This is a genomic window from Klebsiella sp. 141203 (assembly GCF_032601985.1).
Taxonomy (GTDB): domain Bacteria; phylum Pseudomonadota; class Gammaproteobacteria; order Enterobacterales; family Enterobacteriaceae; genus Klebsiella; species Klebsiella aerogenes.
Map to the genome: position 1 here is coordinate 1,433,163 of NZ_JAQIRL010000001.1, position 16,681 is coordinate 1,449,843.

A 16,681-nucleotide genomic window follows, 5' to 3' on the forward strand; every position below is an offset into this window, starting at 1 on the left:
CCCCCATTAGCATTTTATCGTTGGGTAGCTGCTTTCAGCATAGCCTTCTTTGGCATCAATGTAGCTTCCCGATTCTATACATATTTTGCAATATTCGTATTGCTATTCTTGCCATTGCGCTGAATTTAGGAGCATATCCTGTGCCGCCGCGCTGATTTCTCTCTACGCTTAGTAACAAATACAAAGGGAGAGCTGCCATGACCCGACAAAATACCGCCACCGGCACACATGATAGCGATGAACGAGAAGTTGAAAGCGAAGAGAAGCAACATGGCGAGAAAATAGAAGTGGATGAAGAGCGTCTGCCTTCACAGGCAATGGCTACACATGAGGTGATTCGCCAGGAGGGTGAAAAGGAGCTCGAGCGCGATGCTATGGCGCTACTGTGGTCAGCGATTGCCGCCGGCTTATCGATAAGCGCCTCGCTGGTCGCCAAAGGAATTTTTCACGTTCACCTCAGCGCCCTGCCCGGTGGTTATCTGCTGGAGAATTTGGGATACACCTTTGGCTTTATTATCGTCATTCTCGCCCGCCAGCAGCTGTTTACGGAGAATACCGTCACCGCCGTACTGCCGATTATGCATAAACCCAGCGCCGGTAATATTGCGCTATTGCTGCGCCTGTGGGGCGTGGTGTTATTAGGTAATTTACTGGGTGGGGCTATCGCCGCCTGGGCGTTTAATATCATGCCGATTTTCGATGACGCCACTCGTGAGGCGTTTCACAGCATCAGCCAGAAAGTAATGGAAAACACGCCAACCGAAATGTTTGCCAACGCGATTATTTCCGGCTGGCTGGTGGCGACAATGGTCTGGATGTTCCCGGCAGCCGGCTCGGCGAAAGTCATCGTCATCATCCTGATGACCTGGCTGATTGCGCTTGCGGATACCACGCATATCGTCGTCGGCAGTGTGGAAATTTTCTATCTGATTTTCAGCGGCGCCCTGCCCTGGCAGGAGTTCTTCTGGCCGTTCGCGCTGCCGACGCTCGCCGGCAACATTTGCGGCGGCACCTTTATCTTCGCCCTGCTAAGCCACGCCCAGATTCGCAACGACATGACTCAGGAACAGAAAGCCAAAGCGAAGGCCGAAGCAGATAAAAAGGGCTAAACGGCTGCAAATTAAGCAATTAATCGCAATGCGCTTAACGGGCGGCGGAAAAAACGCTATAATCCCGCCGCCTTGTCCCCTTAGTTAAATGGATATAACGAGCCCCTCCTAAGGGCTAGTTGCAGGTTCGATTCCTGCAGGGGACAATCCTAACGATTACCCCTCTGCCAGTTCCCCCCTCAAAACCCACGTCACATAAGACTTAACGCCAAATTCCACGCATACGCATTTCTACGGAACAGCATCTTAAACACACATAAAAGTGTCCCTGATTGTTACCCTTTACCTGTTAAAACTTCAGGAGGGACACTTATGCCCTTAACCATCTTAGAGATAAAAAACCGCGTTACCACGGAAGAAGGAATACATCATTTATTCCCCGTTTTTTATGCCACATACCTTCGCCAACAAGAAAAGAATAATGATTGAGATGAGATAAAATTAAGCAACACCACTGCAAAAATAAGAAATCACTTAAATATATTCATCAATATGAAATTGATGAATCACCCTATGCTAATGGCGCTGAATGTGCATAATCAGGCAACCGGGAGAGGAATCTGCGCTGTTTCGCGCAAAACTCCCGATACCTGAGTCGTGCCAACGGGCGTAAGCCTTTGTTATCAGTTTTAGCAGGCGGTATACATGAAACAAATCACCATCAGTGATATGCAGCAGCAGAGCGCAGCAGCAGCCGCGGCTCCCCGTCTACGGGCGCATCGGAATTTTCATCCGGAATTAAGCGATCCGGTACAGCGTCTGGCCATTGCCATGGAGCCGGGAACCTACATTCGCCCACACCGTCATCCTCATACTTTTGAGCTGCTGCTGCCGTTAAGCGGCCGTTTTGTGGTGCTGAACTTCGATGAACAAGGGACCGTGACCCAGCGTGTAGTATTAGGCGAAGAGTGCACGGCGCTGGAAATGGCGGCCGGCACCTGGCATGCGGTATTGTCGCTCGATTGCGGCGGTATCATCTTTGAAGTCAAGCACGGAGGCTATCAGCCGGTAGCCGAACAAGATTCCGCGCCATGGGCGCCAGCCGAAGGCGCGCCGGGTACCGAGGAATTAATGGCGTGGTATGCCACGGCCCAGGTGGGGGATGGCGGTTTTACTCTTCAGAAGAGTGCTCGCTAATTTGAGCCTGCGATGATTATTATAAAAAGGCGCTGCGGCGTCTTTTTTTATCGATACAATCATTAACATCTAACGCATTCAGTTTTAGAGTAATTTATTATGGTTTACATTGTCTTTATCGTTAATTAAGCATTACTCTATTTGTTATTTATAAAATAGTGATTATAATCATCCGCAGAGGGTATTTTAACCACCACCCTTCGTCGTATAAATGTTCCAAACCGTGAACATACATTTCCCTGATGAATAGTTTCTGATGAAAATGATTGCGCAGCCAAATAACAACGCTCGCGTTATGTTAATCAGAAACGCAGACCATTAAAAACATTTATATTAAATTAATGCCATGAATAAGATAGAAAGAAACATTTGGAAGTTGAACAATCTCCCACCGCTGGAGTATTGCTCTATCGCTCGTGCGCAAAAACTCCTGCAGTGCGAACTGGAAGATTTACTTCACTGGCACGATATCGGCGCTATCAGCCTGTGCCTGAAACTGAAAAAGAATCGCGGCACGCTCAATAGCGCCCTGACCCGGAATCAGGGGGTTGGCGACTCGTCATACGGCTACGGCGGTTTTGATGATATTACCAAAGCCAATAAGCCCTGGTCTCAGCACTCTAAAATAAACAATATCATCACCCTGAATGAAAATGTGTCGGTCATTGATGCCGATCACGACAGCGCCATTGCCAAAATTAAGCTCAACGTTTCCGTTTCTGGTTTATGGCACACTCACTCAAGAAATTTAATGGATGTGTTGGAGAATCCGGATAACATTCAGCAAGAAGAAACGCTTAGCATTATCTCCCCGGCTAAAAACGTCATCTACTGCAATTTCATTCCTGATAATGATGATAAGCCAACGATTGAGCTCAGCAAGCTGTACATTACCAGCAAAGAAATTGAAAAAATTTACGAGCACACCATCAGCAGTCGTCCGCTTGAGTATTCTGAAGCTGCGATGAATTCATATAATGAAAAAACCATTAATGAGCCATCAACGCCGCCACAGAATAAACTGCTGCTCGAATTCATTAATTATATCATTCAATCGAATCCCGCCTTTAACCGCGACCTACTTAACGCGACAGAAAGTAGTAAACAGCTCGCCTTTAAATCCATTATGGAAAAATTAAAAAAAGAAGGCATCGTCACCAACGAAAATCATTCGATGGCTTCACTCTCTGAACTGATTCTTAATTCATAACATTCATTTTTTGTGCGGATTATTCACGCGAATAATCCGCCATTATGGATAGTGTCGATACTGGCTCACTCTGCTTTCCCCCCAAAAGCAAAACAGAAAAAGTACGATAAAAAACAAAAAATCTCCCCCTACCGCATTCGCTATCGTCTATTGTTTATCATGCTCGATTCACATCGACTTCATCATCCCGTGCCAACTATGAGCCCATGCTGAAACTATCCCGATATCCCATAGCCATTCTCGGTTCGCTTGCTTTGTATTGTGGTGCCACCCGCGCTGAGGTCGACCTCGGCTCGATCGACATTTTTTCCGCCGATAACCCGAATAGCCCGGTACCCAAAGGTTGGGTTCTCGGCGGCGCCGCGATTAGCGGTACCGCGCGCTACCAAAAGCAGGACAATGAAACCCACTTTATTCCCGGAGGATTGTATTTTGGCGACCAGTTAATGTATCTGGGCGATCGCGCCCGCTACTATTTTCACCTTGATGACAATATCGCGCTTTATGGCTACGGGCGCTGGCGTTTCGGTAATTTAGATCCCAGCGACGATGCGGCATTCAAGGGAATGGACGAGCGTAAAGGCGAGCTGGAGGGCGGTATTGGCGCTACCTGGATCACGCCATACGCGCTGATAAGCGCGCGCATCAGTTCCGATATCAGCGGCCGCAGCAACGGCCAGGAGCTGCTGTTATGGGCCGATTTCCCGATCGTTAAAGACAATCTGCTGGTGATGCCCGGTATGGGGCTGATGGTGCGTAGTCATAACATGGCGAACTACTATTTTGGCGGCGTCTCTGCGGGCGAGGCAACGCCCGAGCGCCCGCAGTGGGATACCGGCACGACGGTATCGCCAATGGTCGCCATCATAACCAGCTACCGCTTTAGCCCGCATTGGGTCGGTATGGTGGCGGCAAACTACGAACGCTATGATGACGATATCGCCGATAGTCCCATTGTCCAGCACAGCGGCGAGCTGTATGGCATCCTCGGCGTCGGATATACCTGGTAGAACACCCGGGTATTTCTCAACCCATAAGTTAATCTGATTAACTCAATTATAAATAAGTCTTTTAGCTTATGGCATCAGCTCGCTACCCTGTAGCAGAATTCAATCTCCAGCCTGCCGCCGATTGAGTTCTTCTACCCGACCTCTACAGGAGCCGCTCATGTCTACTCATGCTAACCATCTTCAGCGCGCCATTACGCTTGCTGCCAAAAATGTTGAAAACGGTGGCCGCCCATTCGGCGCCGTCGTTGTGCGCAACGGTGAAGTCATTGCCGAAGCGGTGAATACCTTGCACCAGAGCGGCGATCCTACCGCGCACGCTGAACTCAATGCCATCCGCGACGTTTCCTTACGTCTGGGCAATCAGGTATTGCGCGAATGCGTGGTTTACGCCAGCGGACAACCCTGTCCGATGTGTCTGAGCGCGATGTATTTAACCGGCGTGCGCGAAGTCTATTTTGCCAACAGCAATGAGGATGGCGAGCGCTTCAATCTCTCTACCGCCGCTATCTATCAGCAATTGCAGCAGCCGTTAGACAGCCAATCACTCCCCATTCACCATTGCCCGCAACCCGAAGGGTTGGCCCTGTATCAGCGCTGGGCGAGTAAAGCGTAATGAGCCAGACGCAACGCAATATGCTGACGTTATTTGTGCTGGTGCTGATCGGCATTAATATGCGCCCGCTACTGACCTCGATAGGTCCATTGCTGCCGCAACTGCAGCGAGCAACCGGCATGAGCTTTACCCTGGTTTCACTGTTGACCGCGCTTCCGGTCGTCGCGATGGGCGTGCTGGCGCTCGCTGGTGGATGGATTAATCGCCACGTTAGTGAAAACCGCAGTATCGCGTTAAGTCTGCTGGCGATAGGCATTGGCGCAATCCTGCGCGAGCTGGCGCCGCAAAGCGGCCTGCTGCTTAGCAGCGCGCTGCTCGGCGGGATTGGCATCGGCGTGATTCAGGCGATTATACCCAGCGTCATTAAACGTCTTTTTCATCGCCGCACGCCGCAGGTGATGGGATTGTGGTCGGCGGCGCTGATGGGCGGGGGCGGGCTTGGCGCCGCGATCACTCCCTGGCTTGCGCAGCATAGCGCGCTCTGGCACCACGCGCTGGCGTGGTGGGCGCTACCGGCTCTGGCCGCGGTCATTGGCTGGTTGCCGCTCTGCAAAATGCTGCCCGCCGCGCCGGTGGCCGCATCGGCGCAAACCGCGCCGTCGGTCTTTCGTCACCACCGGGCCTGGACGCTTGGCCTTTATTTCGGGCTGATCAATGGCGGCTACGCCAGCCTGATTGCCTGGTTACCACCCTATTATATGCAGCTTGGCCACAGCGCTCAGTTTAGCGGCACGCTTCTGGCGTTGATGACCGTCGGCCAGACCGCCGGCGCGCTGGTACTACCGATGCTCGCTCGCCATGAAGATCGCCGTAAGCTGCTGATGCTGGCGCTTGCGCTACAACTGTTCGGGTTCTGCGGTTTCATCTGGTGGCCACAACAATTGCCGCTGTTGTGGGCCGTGAGCTGCGGCGTAGGACTGGGCGGCGCCTTCCCGCTATGTCTGGTGCTGGCGCTGGACCATTCGCCGCAGCCTGCCGTCGCCGGTAGACTGGTGGCGTTTATGCAGGGCATCGGTTTTATTATCGCCGGGTTATCGCCGTGGCTTTCAGGGCTGCTACGCAGCCTGAGCGGAAACTACCAGCTAGACTGGGAATTCCATGCCATCTGCGTTTTCCTCTTAATGGCGCTTACCTTGCGTTTTGTTCCCGCACGTTATCCGCATCAATGGCGCGCGCCGACGGCCGCCCGCTAACCTCATCGTTTAGGGTGCAGAAAGTGATTTCTGCCCCTCTTCGCCAATAGAAAAAATCCCAAAATCAAATAACTACAGAATGTCAGGGTATTACTTAAAATCTTCGTCGCCGTAATTGAATTTATTACCGAATGAAATTAATGTGTCGCCTATTCACGACAGTCGTAAGTAACTAAAAATTAATAAAAAAATGGATCTTGTTTCCACCATTTTTTAAGCGTACATTAGCGCCATCTGGAGCAGTTGACGCACAGAATTTCGGGCTGCCGCAGTCGCCAGAATAGTCTGGTTTTATCTGCGACAATCCTGCGAGGGTTAAAGTTAAATTCATTTAGGCGTTTCGCCAAAATGCGGAGTGACATGTCGTGAAATACTTTTTGATGGGAATTTCTTTTATGGTCATCGTTTGGGCCGGTACCTTCGCCCTGATGATTTAACCTGGTATGCAGTAAAGAGATGGGAGCCAGACGGCTCCCATTTTTTATTCGTGATGTTCAGCTACCGTTTTACTGGCTGCCGGTAGCAGTCCATCGGCGCGGAACATGGATTTGATGCCGCGAATAGCCTGCCGGATACGATCGCGATTTTCGATCAATGCGAAACGCACATGAGTATCGCCATAGTCGCCAAAGCCGATTCCCGGCGAGACGCACACTTTGGCCTCCTGCAGTAGCTTTTTGGCGAACTCCAACGAACCCATCGCCGCATATTGCTGCGGAATTTTGGCCCACACGTACATTGACGCTTTCGGGCATTCAACCATCCAGCCGGCTTCATGCAGCCCTTTCACCAGCACATCACGGCGACGTTTATATTGTTCCGCAATATCACGCACGCACTGCTGATCGCCTTCCAGCGCGGCAATCGCCGCCACCTGCAACGGCGTAAAGGTACCGTAGTCATGGTAACTTTTAATGCGGGCCAGCGCGTTAACCAGCGTTTTATTCCCCACCATAAAGCCGATACGCCAGCCAGCCATGTTGTAGCTTTTTGACAGGGTGAAGAATTCGACTGCCACATCGCGCGCCCCGGGCACCTGCATAATCGACGGCGCTTTCCAGCCATCGTAGACGATATCGGCGTAGGCCAGATCGTGCACCACCAGCACATCATAGCGTTTCGCCAGCGCCACCACCTTCTCGAAGAAATCGAGCTCGACGCACTGCGCGGTTGGGTTAGACGGGAAGCCCAGAATCATCATTTTTGGCTTCGGATAACTCTCGCGGATCGCGCGTTCCAGTTCATTGAAGAAATCCACGCCTTCCACTAGCGGGACGGAACGGACCTGCGCCCCGGCGATAACCGCGCCGTAAATATGAATCGGATAGCTGGGGTTTGGCACCAGCACCGTATCACCGTGATCGAGCGTCGCCAGCATCAAATGCGCCAGCCCCTCTTTCGAACCAATCGTCACGATGGCTTCTGATTCCGGGTCGATATCCACGTCATAGCGCTCCTGGTACCAGCGCGAAATCGCGCGGCGCAGACGAGGAATACCGCGAGAAGTAGAGTAACCGTGGGTATCCGGACGCTGGGCGACGGTACACAGTTTTTCAACAATATGCGGTGGCGTGGCGCCATCCGGGTTGCCCATACTGAAATCGATAATATCTTCGCCGCGCCGACGCGCAGCCATTTTCAGTTCGGCAGTGATGTTAAAAACATACGGAGGGAGACGATCGATACGCGTAAAACGGCGTTCAGGACTGAATTCAGCCATAGATTCCTCAGATTAACGTTAGCGCCCGGACCGTCCGAGCGACGCGGCCACCGATGTGGCTCGCTTAGAAAATAACCTGAAAAAAAACACGCTGTCGAGAGGGTTGATAAAAAATAATCGCCCACGCATAAAACGGGTCATCCCGCATCGGTATGCGGCAGAACGTTTTCCCAATACGAGCGCCGCTTAAATAAACAATCAACATATTGATATCATTTATAATACTCAAATGTATCATCGTTACTCATCAACGCCCTGATAGCTGGAGTGAGCGACTTATCCCCTTTAATTTTTATGCTTGTTCCTCATTTATCTCTGCTGCTAGCCTTCTGGCGTGAGGTTTTCTATCATATTGCTTTCCCGCGAATCCTGGGCGCATCCATGCACGATATATTTAATATGCTGCTGGCGGTTTTTGACCGCGCGGCATTAATGCTCATTTGCCTCTTTTTTCTTATCCGCTTACGCCTGTTCCGCGAACTGCTGCATAAATCGGCACATACGCCTCGCGAGTTGCTGGCGGTCACCGCCATTTTCTCCATGTTTGCGCTATTTAGCACCTGGTCCGGCGTTCCGGTAGAAGGTTCGCTGGTTAACGTACGGATTATCGCGGTGATGTCCGGTGGGATCCTGTTTGGGCCGTGGGTCGGCGCGATTGTTGGCGTGATTGCCGGCGTACACCGCTATCTCATTGATATTGACGGCGTGACTGCCATCCCCTGCTTTATCACCAGTATTGTCGCCGGGTTACTTTCCGGGCTTATCAACCGCAAAATCCCGAAAGCGCAGCGCTGGAAGGTGGGGATTCTGGCCGGGATGCTGTGCGAAACGCTAACCATGATCCTCGTAGTGCTGTGGGCGCCGACGCTGGCGTTGGGGATCGATATTGTCTCCAAAATCGGTATTCCGATGATCCTTGGCAGCATCTGCATCGGTTTTATTGTTCTGCTGGTCCAAAGCGTGGAAGGCGAGAAAGAAGCCAGCGCGGCGCGCCAGGCAAAACTGGCGTTGGATATCGCCAACAAAACGCTGCCGCTGTTCCGCCACGTCAACAGCGAATCGCTGCGCCAGGTTTGCGATATCATTCGCCGGGACATCAATGCCGACGCGGTCGCGATTACAACCACTGACCGGGTGCTGGCCTACGTTGGCTACGGGGAAAATAACTATAACGATCGCAACAACGATATCAGCCCAACCACCCGCAAAGCCATTGAAAGCGACACCATCATCATTAAAAACAACGATGAAGCCTACAGAACACCGGAGATCCACTCCATGCTGGTGATTCCGCTACGCGAGAAAGGCGTAGTGACCGGCACGCTGAAAATTTACTACTGCCACGCGCATCGTATAACCTCCTCGCTGCAGGAGATGGCGATCGGCCTGTCGCAAATTATCTCCACCCAGCTTGAGGTCTCGCGGGCCGAACAGCTGCGTGAAATGGCCAATAAAGCGGAACTACGCGCCCTGCAAAGTAAAATTAATCCCCATTTTCTGTTTAATGCGCTTAACGCCATCTCCTCTTCCATCCGCATGAATCCGGATACCGCGCGACAGTTGATTTTCAATTTATCGCGCTATTTACGCTATAACATTGAGTTAAAAGATGACGAGCAGATCGACATCAAGCGCGAGCTGTACCAAATTAAGGATTATATCGCGATCGAGCAGGCCCGCTTCGGCGACAAGCTGACGGTGATTTATGATATTGACGAAGAGGTCAGCTGCGTCATCCCCAGCCTGCTGATTCAGCCTCTGGTAGAAAACGCCATTGTCCACGGCATTCAACCCTGTCGGGGCAAGGGCGTGGTGACCATCGCCATCAACGAATGCGGAAACCGGGTGCGCATTAGCGTACGGGATACCGGTAACGGCATTGACCCGGCGGTGGTGGCCCGCGTCGAAGCCGACGAGATGCCGGGAAATAAAATTGGCCTGCTGAATGTTCATCATCGGGTGAAACTGCTCTACGGCGAAGGGCTGCATATCCGCCGCTTGACGCCGGGAACGGAGATTGCGTTCTACGTCCCCAACCAGCACGCCCCGGCGACTGAACCGGTATCGCTGTTGCCATGAGCGGAGAAAACATGAAAGTCATTATTGTTGAGGATGAGTTCCCGGCGCAGCAGGAACTCACCTGGTTGATTAATACTCACAGCCAGATGGAGATCGTCGGCACCTTTGACGACGGTCTCGACGTGCTGAAATTCCTGCAGCACAATAAAGTCGATGCCATCTTTCTCGACATCAATATTCCCTCTCTGGACGGCGTACTGCTGGCGCAAAATATTAGCCAGTTCGCGCATAAGCCGTTTATCGTTTTTATCACCGCGTGGAAAGAACATGCGGTGGAAGCCTTTGAACTGGAAGCGTTTGACTACATCCTTAAGCCTTATCAGGAATCGCGGATTATTAACATGCTGCAGAAGCTGTCCAGCGCCTGGCAGCAACAGCAGCAGGTGGCGGTGAGCGGCGCGCCCGCGCACAACCCAACCCGCGAAAACGACACCATTAATCTGATTAAAGACGAGCGGATCATCGTCACCAGCATTCACGATATTTATTACGCGGAAGCGCATGAAAAAATGACCTTCGTTTATACGCGCCGTGAATCATTCGTCATGCCGATGAACATCACTGAATTCTGCAGCAAGCTGCCGGCTGCGCACTTCTTTCGCTGCCACCGCTCGTACTGCGTCAATCTGAATAAAATTCGCGAAATAGAGCCATGGTTCAACAACACCTACGTCCTACGGCTACGCGACCTTGAATTTCAGGTACCGGTTAGCCGCAGTAAGGTGAAAGAGTTTCGCCAGTTGATGAATCTGTAGTGAGATGGGCGGCGGCAGACGCCGCCCGACTGAAAGCGACTTAAAGGATGTGCCCCAGCGTCTGGCGCAGATGCGCGCCGGAGCCCAGCAGGCCTGGGTTATCGTGAACGATGAGATAGACCGGTATATCCTGCACATAGGCTTTAAAGCGCCCTTTATCTTCAAATCCGCCGCGGAAACCCGACGCTTTAAAGAATTCAAGGAAACGCGGGACAATGCCGCCCGCGATGTACACGCCGCCGAATGTGCCGAGTGTCAGCGCCAGATTGCCGCCAAAGCGCCCCATAATGACGCAGAACAACGACAGCGCGCGGCGACAATCAATGCAGGTATCCGCCAGCGCACGTTCAGTGACGTCCTTCGGCTGTAGGTTTTCCGGCAAACGACCATCGGATTTAACAATCGCCCGATACAGATTAACCAACCCAGGGCCGGACAAAACGCGTTCGGCGGACACGTGGCCCAACTCGCTGCGTAGCTCTTCGAGAATAATGCCCTCTTCTTCACTATTCGGCGCGAAATCAACGTGGCCGCCCTCGCCCGGCAGGCTCACCCAGCGTTTATCAACGTGTACCAGGTGCGCTACGCCAAGACCGGTGCCTGCGCCGTAGACTGCGATCGGTTTACCTTCCGCCGGTTGCGCGCCGCCGAACTGGATCAGATGCTCGGCTTTGAGCATCGGGATCGCCATCGACACCGCGGTAAAATCATTAATGATTTCCAGATGCGCGAATCCGAGGTTCTTTTTCATCTCGGCAATAGAAAAAGCCCAGGTATGGTTGGTCATCGCCACCCAGTCGCCGGTGATGGGGCAAGCAATGGCGATGCAACCATCATCAACCTTCACGGCTTGTTCGTCGAGATAGACGCGTACAACGGCCTCAAGGCTTGGGTAATCGAGCCCGGAATAAGTTTTAGCGCGGGAAATCTCCCCGCTTGCGATATCACATAACGCCAGACGGGCGTTAGTTCCACCGACGTCTCCTACTAAAGCAAATTTTGTCATTCCGTTACGGCTCCGCTAAAGTCAAAATAATTCTTTTCGCACACTGTAAATTCATGGCGACATAACAACAACGACCAACGTACAGCCGCCGGTAGTTTAGCGACATTGGTCACAATTAGACTGTAATCTATGTAACACGGCATCTTATTTCATACACGCAACGTCAGGTTTGGCCTTAAGTTTATCGTTTCAGCACCATTTGCGCCGAAGCTCTTTACAGAGACAGGCAAAGTAGCGCTTCAGGACATTTAAAAGGAACCCTTCATGCTGCACCCGCGCGCCAGAACGATGCTGTTGTTATCAATACCGGCCATTATTATTGGCATCGCTTCCAGCCTGGTATTGATTGTGGCGATGAAGATCGCCGCAATTCTGCAGAGCATCTTGTGGAGCGACCTGCCGGCACATGTCGGCATTGCCGCCGATAGTCCGCTATGGATAATAGCCATCCTCACTCTCACCGGGATTGCCGTGGGGCTGGTGGTCCGTTTCAGTCCTGGACATGGTGGGCCAGATCCGGCAACCGAATCCTTAATCGGCGCGCCCATCGCCACCAGCGCGCTACCGGGGTTACTGGCGGCGTTGATTCTCGGCCTCGCCGGCGGCGTTAGCCTCGGGCCGGAACATCCGATCATGGTCGTCAATATCGCGCTTGCCGTCGCCCTTGGCTCGCGTCTGTTTCCGCGGGTAAGTTCGCTGGACTGGACAATTCTTGCCGCGTCGGGAACCATCGGCGCGCTGTTCGGTACACCGGTTGCCGCGGCGCTTATTTTTTCGCAAACGCTCAATAGCAGCAGCGACGTTCCGTTATGGGACCGGCTGTTCGCGCCGTTGCTGGCGGCGGCGGCAGGCGCATTGACGACCGGTATTTTTTTCCATCCCAATTTCACCCTACCAATCCCGCACTATCCGCACCTGCGCATCGTCGATATCATCAGCGGCGCGATTGTCACGCTTATCGCCATCGCCGTCGGCATGGTCGCCGTGTGGTGTCTGCCGCGTCTGCACGCGCTCGTCCACCGCTTGAAAAATCCGGTGTTAATGCTCGGCATCGGGGGTTTTTTACTGGGGATCCTGGGCGTTATTGGCGGCCATATTACGCTGTTTAAAGGCCTGGACGAAATGCAGCAACTGGCTTCCAGCCAGACGCTTGGCGCCGGTGATTTTCTGCTCATTGCCGTGGTGAAATTGGCGGCGCTGGTGCTGGCGGCCGCCTGTGGCTTTCGCGGCGGGCGTATTTTCCCGGCGGTGTTTGTCGGCGTCTCGCTGGGGCTAATGCTGCATGCGCACGTTGAAGCGGTACCGGCCGCCATTACCATCTCCTGCGCGATCCTCGGTCTGGTGCTGGTCGTCACCCGCGATGGCTGGCTGAGCCTGTTTATGGCGGCAGTGGTGGTACCGGATACCACCTTGCTGCCGCTGCTGTGTATCGTGATGCTTCCGGCCTGGCTACTGCTGGCCGGGAAGCCGTTGATGATTGCCAGGCGCCGCGGCGATTAGCTGCGGTTGTTGCGATTTTCCAGCGCCTGAGTGACAGCGCGTAAGAAATCAGGAATATCCATTTTTGGCAGCATGACTTCGACCATCGTTAGCTTATCGGAGTTAACGCTATCGGCCATCGCCTCCGCCAGCTCGCCGGTTTGCGATACCCGCCAACAGCGGGAAGGCGTATCCGGCGCAAAAGCATCAGGGAAGCGGCTCCAGTCCCACAACGCGATATCGTTGTAGCGCTGTTCCGGCCCGTGAATCGCGCGCTCGACGGTGTAGCCCTCATTATTCAACAGCAAAATTAACAGTTTTTGCTTATCGCGCAGCATCGAGCTCATCTCCTGGATAGTGAGCTGCGCGGCGCCATCGCCAATGATTAATACCACCCTTCTGTCCGCGGCGGCTGTCTGCGCGCCGTAAGCGGCAGGTAGCGTAAAACCGATAGAGCCCCATAGCGGCTGCACCAGCAGCGTCGCCTGCGAGGGAAGTTTTAATGAGGCGATGCCGAATGCCGAGGTTCCCTGATCGGCAAGAATAATATCGCCCGGCCGCAGCTGTTTCTCGACCGTACTCCAGAAGCTTTTCTGCGTCAGATTGCCCTGCGGCGCGCCGGAAGCGTCGGGCGCGATGATATCTGGCGCACTCCATTCCGCGGACAGCTTGCCAGAAACATCAATGAGGGCCGCCAGCGCCTGATCCATCGGGATCCGGCTGAACCAATGATCGCCAACCCGTGCGGCAAACGGCTGGATTTCGATGGTTTTCTCCGTTGGCAAATGATGGGTAAAGCCGGCGGTAATCGTATCGGTAAAGCGCGTACCCACGCAGATGATGGCATCGGCGCTTTCCATCGCCTCGCGAGTCTGCGGCGCGCTGGCGATCCCGCTATAGGTCCCGGCAAAACCTGAGCCTTGTTCGTCAAACAGCCCTTTTCCCATCAGCATGGTGGCGTGGGTAATCGGCGCGGACTTAACCCATTGCTGTAGTGTGTTTTGCAGGCCGTAACGCTGGGCGAGAAAATCCGCCAGCAGCGACACGCGGCGACTGCTGCGTAACAGTTTGGCCGCGTGCTCACGGAAGCCGGCAAGCTGGTTTTCATCGGCCGCCGGGCCCTTAATCACCAGCGCGCGGGCCGGCGGCACCGCGCGGGCTTTCGCCACGTCGGCAGGCAGCATCAGATACCCAGGGCGGTGGTGGGTCAGCATGTCGCTTAATACCCGGTCAATTTCGTGACAGGCGTTGCCAGCCGTTAGCGTCGCCTGAGTACAGGTAATGTGTTCGCTCATCCGCGAGAAATGGGTGAAATCGCCATCGCCGAGCGTATGGTGCAGGAGTTCGCCGCGCTGCTGCGCGCCGGTAGAAGGCGCGCCCACAATATGCAGTACAGGGATATGTTCTGCATAACTACCGGCCACCCCATTCAACGCGCTTAACTCCCCTACGCCGTAGGTGGTTAGCAGCGCGCCGGCGCCTTTTATGCGCGCATAGCCGTCAGCGGCGTAGGCCGCGTTCAGTTCGTTAGCACAGCCGACCCATCCCAAATTTTGATGGGCTATCACGTGATCGAGAAACTGTAAGTTGTAATCACCAGGCACGCCGAACAGGCGATCGATACCACAATCTACGAGACGATCCAGCAGATAATCGCCAATGGTGTAAGTCGGTTGCATATCCATAATCCTTGTTATTGTGCAGGTAATCTGAGTATTAGATATGCGCTTTACCTGTCCAGATTGTGAGCAATAAAGAGGGTGGAAAGCAAAATTTACGCGTTTTCCCCATATACTCCGCGTACAACATTGATTAGTGTAAACGTATACACACCCTGTTTTGATGCGGAGGAAGTATGGTTTACCAGGCAAGCGACACGCGTTATCAGACCATGGAGTACCGCCGATGCGGGCGCAGCGGCCTGAAGCTACCGGCGATATCTCTCGGCCTGTGGCATAACTTTGGCGATGAAACACAGGTAGAGGTCAGCCGCCAGTTGCTGCGTCACGCCTTCGACCTTGGTATTACCCACTTCGACCTGGCGAACAATTACGGTCCACCGCCGGGATCGGCTGAGAGCAACTTTGGGCGGATCCTGAAAGAAGATTTTCTGCCCTACCGCGACGAACTCATCATCTCCAGTAAAGCCGGCTATACCATGTGGGATGGTCCTTATGGCGACTGGGGATCGCGCAAGTATCTGGTCGCCAGTCTCGACCAGAGCCTGAAGCGGATGGGTCTTGAGTACGTCGATATCTTTTATCACCACCGCCCGGACCCGGAAACGCCGCTGGAAGAGACCATGCGCGCGCTGGATCATCTGGTTCGCCAGGGAAAAGCGCTCTACGTTGGTTTATCGAACTACCCGCTCGAGCTGGCGCGTCAGGCTCTCGCTATCCTCAACGATCTCGGCACGCCTTGCCTGATTCACCAACCCAAATATTCGATGTTTGAACGTTGGGTGGAAGAAGGATTATTAGCGATGTTGCAGGCCGAAGGCGTGGGAAGTATAGCGTTTTCACCGCTGGCTGGCGGCCAGTTGACCAACCGCTATCTAAACGGTATTCCGCCAGACTCGCGCGCAGCCAGCAATAGCCGTTTTTTACAGCCGGAACAGCTCACCGCCGAGCGGCTGGAAAAAGTCCGCCAGCTTGACGCCCTTGCCGGGCGCCGCGGACAGAAGCTCTCACAGATGGCGTTAGCCTGGGTACTGCGTGAAGATAAGGTGACGTCAGTGCTGATCGGCGCCAGTAAGACAGCGCAACTGGACGATGCCGTGGGCATGTTAAGCAACCGCCAGTTCAGCGCTGAAGAGTGCGCCGCCATTGACGCGATCCTTGCGGTGTAAACTCATTTTTACTTTGGCAAAAAATGCTATTTCTTGCGATTTAAGAGTTCCCTGATGCTACGCCTCTTTACCGGCTCGTAATATCTGGTTAACAGGTCATTTAAGACCCGATCGTGAGGAGAAGAGTATGTTCAGGTCACTGATTCTGGCTGCGGTACTGCTGGCGTGCGCGCCGGTTATCGCCAATGCTGGTGAAATCACCCTGCTGCCATCGGTAAAATTACAAATTGGCGATCGTGACGGTTACGGTAACTACTGGGACGGTGGCGGCTGGCGCGACCGTGACTACTGGCGTCGTCATTATGAATGGCGCGATCATCGCTGGCATCGCCATGATAACGGCTGGCATCGCGGTTGGGATAAACGCGGCTGGGATCGCGGTCGTGCTTACGAGCGCGGTTATCGCGAAGGCTGGAACGATCGCCGTGGCGATTGGGGCGGTCGTCACGGTGGCTGGGGCGGTGGTCGAGGACATGGCCACGGGCACCACTAATTGATAAAGGGAGCGAAAGCTCCCTTTTT

At 53.5% G+C, this 16,681-nt stretch carries 15 protein-coding genes and 1 tRNA gene; 13 read left to right on the top strand and 3 right to left on the bottom strand.

The features are described from left to right. Nucleotides 1-197 precede the first annotated feature (197 nt). From PGR29_RS06845 to ypdK, 8 genes are all read left to right on the top strand, one after another. The gene (locus PGR29_RS06845) at nt 198-1,109 is read left to right on the top strand and encodes a formate/nitrite transporter family protein (protein WP_087860086.1); all 912 of its coding nucleotides are present in this window, start codon (nt 198-200) and stop codon (nt 1,107-1,109) included. Nucleotides 1,110-1,183: 74 nt separating this feature from the next. Beyond that, nucleotides 1,184-1,255: transfer RNA gene (locus tag PGR29_RS06850), tRNA-Arg, on the top strand. Nucleotides 1,256-1,754: 499 nt separating this feature from the next. Then, nucleotides 1,755-2,246, top strand: coding sequence for a WbuC family cupin fold metalloprotein (locus PGR29_RS06855; RefSeq protein WP_213794328.1), 492 nt, complete (start codon nt 1,755-1,757; stop codon nt 2,244-2,246). Between the two features lie 346 nt (nt 2,247-2,592). Then, nucleotides 2,593-3,456, top strand: a complete 864-nt coding sequence (locus tag PGR29_RS06860; protein ID WP_183269103.1) for a hypothetical protein — start codon at nt 2,593-2,595, stop codon at nt 3,454-3,456. Nucleotides 3,457-3,662: 206 nt separating this feature from the next. Further along, complete coding sequence (locus tag PGR29_RS06865; RefSeq protein ID WP_228302520.1) at nt 3,663-4,466, top strand: MipA/OmpV family protein; 804 nt, start codon at nt 3,663-3,665, stop codon at nt 4,464-4,466. Nucleotides 4,467-4,623: 157 nt separating this feature from the next. After that, entirely contained in the window at nt 4,624-5,079 is a 456-nt protein-coding gene (locus tag PGR29_RS06870) for a nucleoside deaminase (protein ID WP_113374455.1), read from the top strand. Then, entirely contained in the window at nt 5,079-6,272 is a 1,194-nt protein-coding gene (locus PGR29_RS06875) for a cyanate transporter (protein ID WP_113374456.1), read from the top strand. Before PGR29_RS06870 ends, PGR29_RS06875 begins: the two co-directional genes overlap by 1 nt. 365 nt (nt 6,273-6,637) lie before the next feature. After that, a complete protein-coding gene (ypdK, locus tag PGR29_RS06880; RefSeq protein WP_077777854.1) occupies nt 6,638-6,709 on the top strand; it encodes a membrane protein YpdK in 72 nt (23 codons plus the stop codon). A gap of 44 nt (nt 6,710-6,753) precedes the next feature. Here ypdK and alaC read toward each other — a convergent pair whose 3' ends face one another. Next, on the bottom strand, nt 6,754-7,992 hold the full coding sequence (gene alaC, locus PGR29_RS06885; protein WP_087860080.1) for an alanine transaminase: 1,239 nt from the start codon (nt 7,990-7,992) through the stop codon (nt 6,754-6,756). 381 nt (nt 7,993-8,373) lie between these two features. On the opposite strand from alaC, the gene PGR29_RS06890 reads away from it, so the two are divergent. After that, nucleotides 8,374-10,071: a sensor histidine kinase gene (locus PGR29_RS06890; RefSeq protein ID WP_045391561.1), complete on the top strand. Its 1,698-nt coding sequence runs from the start codon at nt 8,374-8,376 to the stop codon at nt 10,069-10,071. 11 nt (nt 10,072-10,082) lie between these two features. Further along, a complete protein-coding gene (locus PGR29_RS06895) occupies nt 10,083-10,826 on the top strand; it encodes a LytR/AlgR family response regulator transcription factor (RefSeq protein ID WP_013878149.1) in 744 nt (247 codons plus the stop codon). A gap of 40 nt (nt 10,827-10,866) precedes the next feature. Here PGR29_RS06895 and glk read toward each other — a convergent pair whose 3' ends face one another. Continuing rightward, complete coding sequence (gene glk, locus PGR29_RS06900; protein ID WP_113374457.1) at nt 10,867-11,832, bottom strand: glucokinase; 966 nt, start codon at nt 11,830-11,832, stop codon at nt 10,867-10,869. A gap of 264 nt (nt 11,833-12,096) precedes the next feature. Here glk and PGR29_RS06905 point away from each other — a divergent pair, with 264 nt between their 5' ends. After that, nucleotides 12,097-13,332: an ion channel protein gene (locus tag PGR29_RS06905; protein WP_213317961.1), complete on the top strand. Its 1,236-nt coding sequence runs from the start codon at nt 12,097-12,099 to the stop codon at nt 13,330-13,332. Here the strand turns inward: PGR29_RS06905 and PGR29_RS06910 are convergent. Next, nucleotides 13,329-14,990: an alpha-keto acid decarboxylase family protein gene (locus tag PGR29_RS06910; protein WP_316424295.1), complete on the bottom strand. Its 1,662-nt coding sequence runs from the start codon at nt 14,988-14,990 to the stop codon at nt 13,329-13,331. The two genes, PGR29_RS06905 and PGR29_RS06910, sit on opposite strands and share 4 nt — an antisense overlap. Before the next feature lie 176 nt (nt 14,991-15,166). Here PGR29_RS06910 and mgrA point away from each other — a divergent pair, with 176 nt between their 5' ends. Both mgrA and PGR29_RS06920 read left to right on the top strand, forming a co-directional pair. Further along, nucleotides 15,167-16,159 (top strand): L-glyceraldehyde 3-phosphate reductase, encoded by a 993-nt coding sequence (mgrA, locus tag PGR29_RS06915; RefSeq protein ID WP_113374460.1) that lies wholly within the window; start codon nt 15,167-15,169, stop codon nt 16,157-16,159. A gap of 127 nt (nt 16,160-16,286) precedes the next feature. Beyond that, the gene (locus PGR29_RS06920) at nt 16,287-16,652 is read left to right on the top strand and encodes a DUF2502 domain-containing protein (RefSeq protein ID WP_087860074.1); all 366 of its coding nucleotides are present in this window, start codon (nt 16,287-16,289) and stop codon (nt 16,650-16,652) included. Nucleotides 16,653-16,681: the final 29 nt, after the last annotated feature.

Bases quoted from the DNA above. Each gene is read 5' to 3' on its own strand.
- PGR29_RS06845 (WP_087860086.1), top strand. From the start codon at position 198: ATGACCCGACAAAATACCGCCACCGGCACACATGATAGCGATGAACGA.
- PGR29_RS06855 (WP_213794328.1), top strand. From the start codon at position 1,755: ATGAAACAAATCACCATCAGTGATATGCAGCAGCAGAGCGCAGCAGCA.
- PGR29_RS06860 (WP_183269103.1), top strand. From the start codon at position 2,593: ATGAATAAGATAGAAAGAAACATTTGGAAGTTGAACAATCTCCCACCG.
- PGR29_RS06865 (WP_228302520.1), top strand. From the start codon at position 3,663: ATGCTGAAACTATCCCGATATCCCATAGCCATTCTCGGTTCGCTTGCT.
- PGR29_RS06870 (WP_113374455.1), top strand. From the start codon at position 4,624: ATGTCTACTCATGCTAACCATCTTCAGCGCGCCATTACGCTTGCTGCC.
- PGR29_RS06875 (WP_113374456.1), top strand. From the start codon at position 5,079: ATGAGCCAGACGCAACGCAATATGCTGACGTTATTTGTGCTGGTGCTG.
- alaC (WP_087860080.1), bottom strand. From the start codon at position 7,992: ATGGCTGAATTCAGTCCTGAACGCCGTTTTACGCGTATCGATCGTCTC.
- PGR29_RS06890 (WP_045391561.1), top strand. From the start codon at position 8,374: ATGCACGATATATTTAATATGCTGCTGGCGGTTTTTGACCGCGCGGCA.
- PGR29_RS06895 (WP_013878149.1), top strand. From the start codon at position 10,083: ATGAAAGTCATTATTGTTGAGGATGAGTTCCCGGCGCAGCAGGAACTC.
- glk (WP_113374457.1), bottom strand. From the start codon at position 11,832: ATGACAAAATTTGCTTTAGTAGGAGACGTCGGTGGAACTAACGCCCGT.
- PGR29_RS06905 (WP_213317961.1), top strand. From the start codon at position 12,097: ATGCTGCACCCGCGCGCCAGAACGATGCTGTTGTTATCAATACCGGCC.
- PGR29_RS06910 (WP_316424295.1), bottom strand. From the start codon at position 14,990: ATGCAACCGACTTACACCATTGGCGATTATCTGCTGGATCGTCTCGTA.
- mgrA (WP_113374460.1), top strand. From the start codon at position 15,167: ATGGTTTACCAGGCAAGCGACACGCGTTATCAGACCATGGAGTACCGC.
- PGR29_RS06920 (WP_087860074.1), top strand. From the start codon at position 16,287: ATGTTCAGGTCACTGATTCTGGCTGCGGTACTGCTGGCGTGCGCGCCG.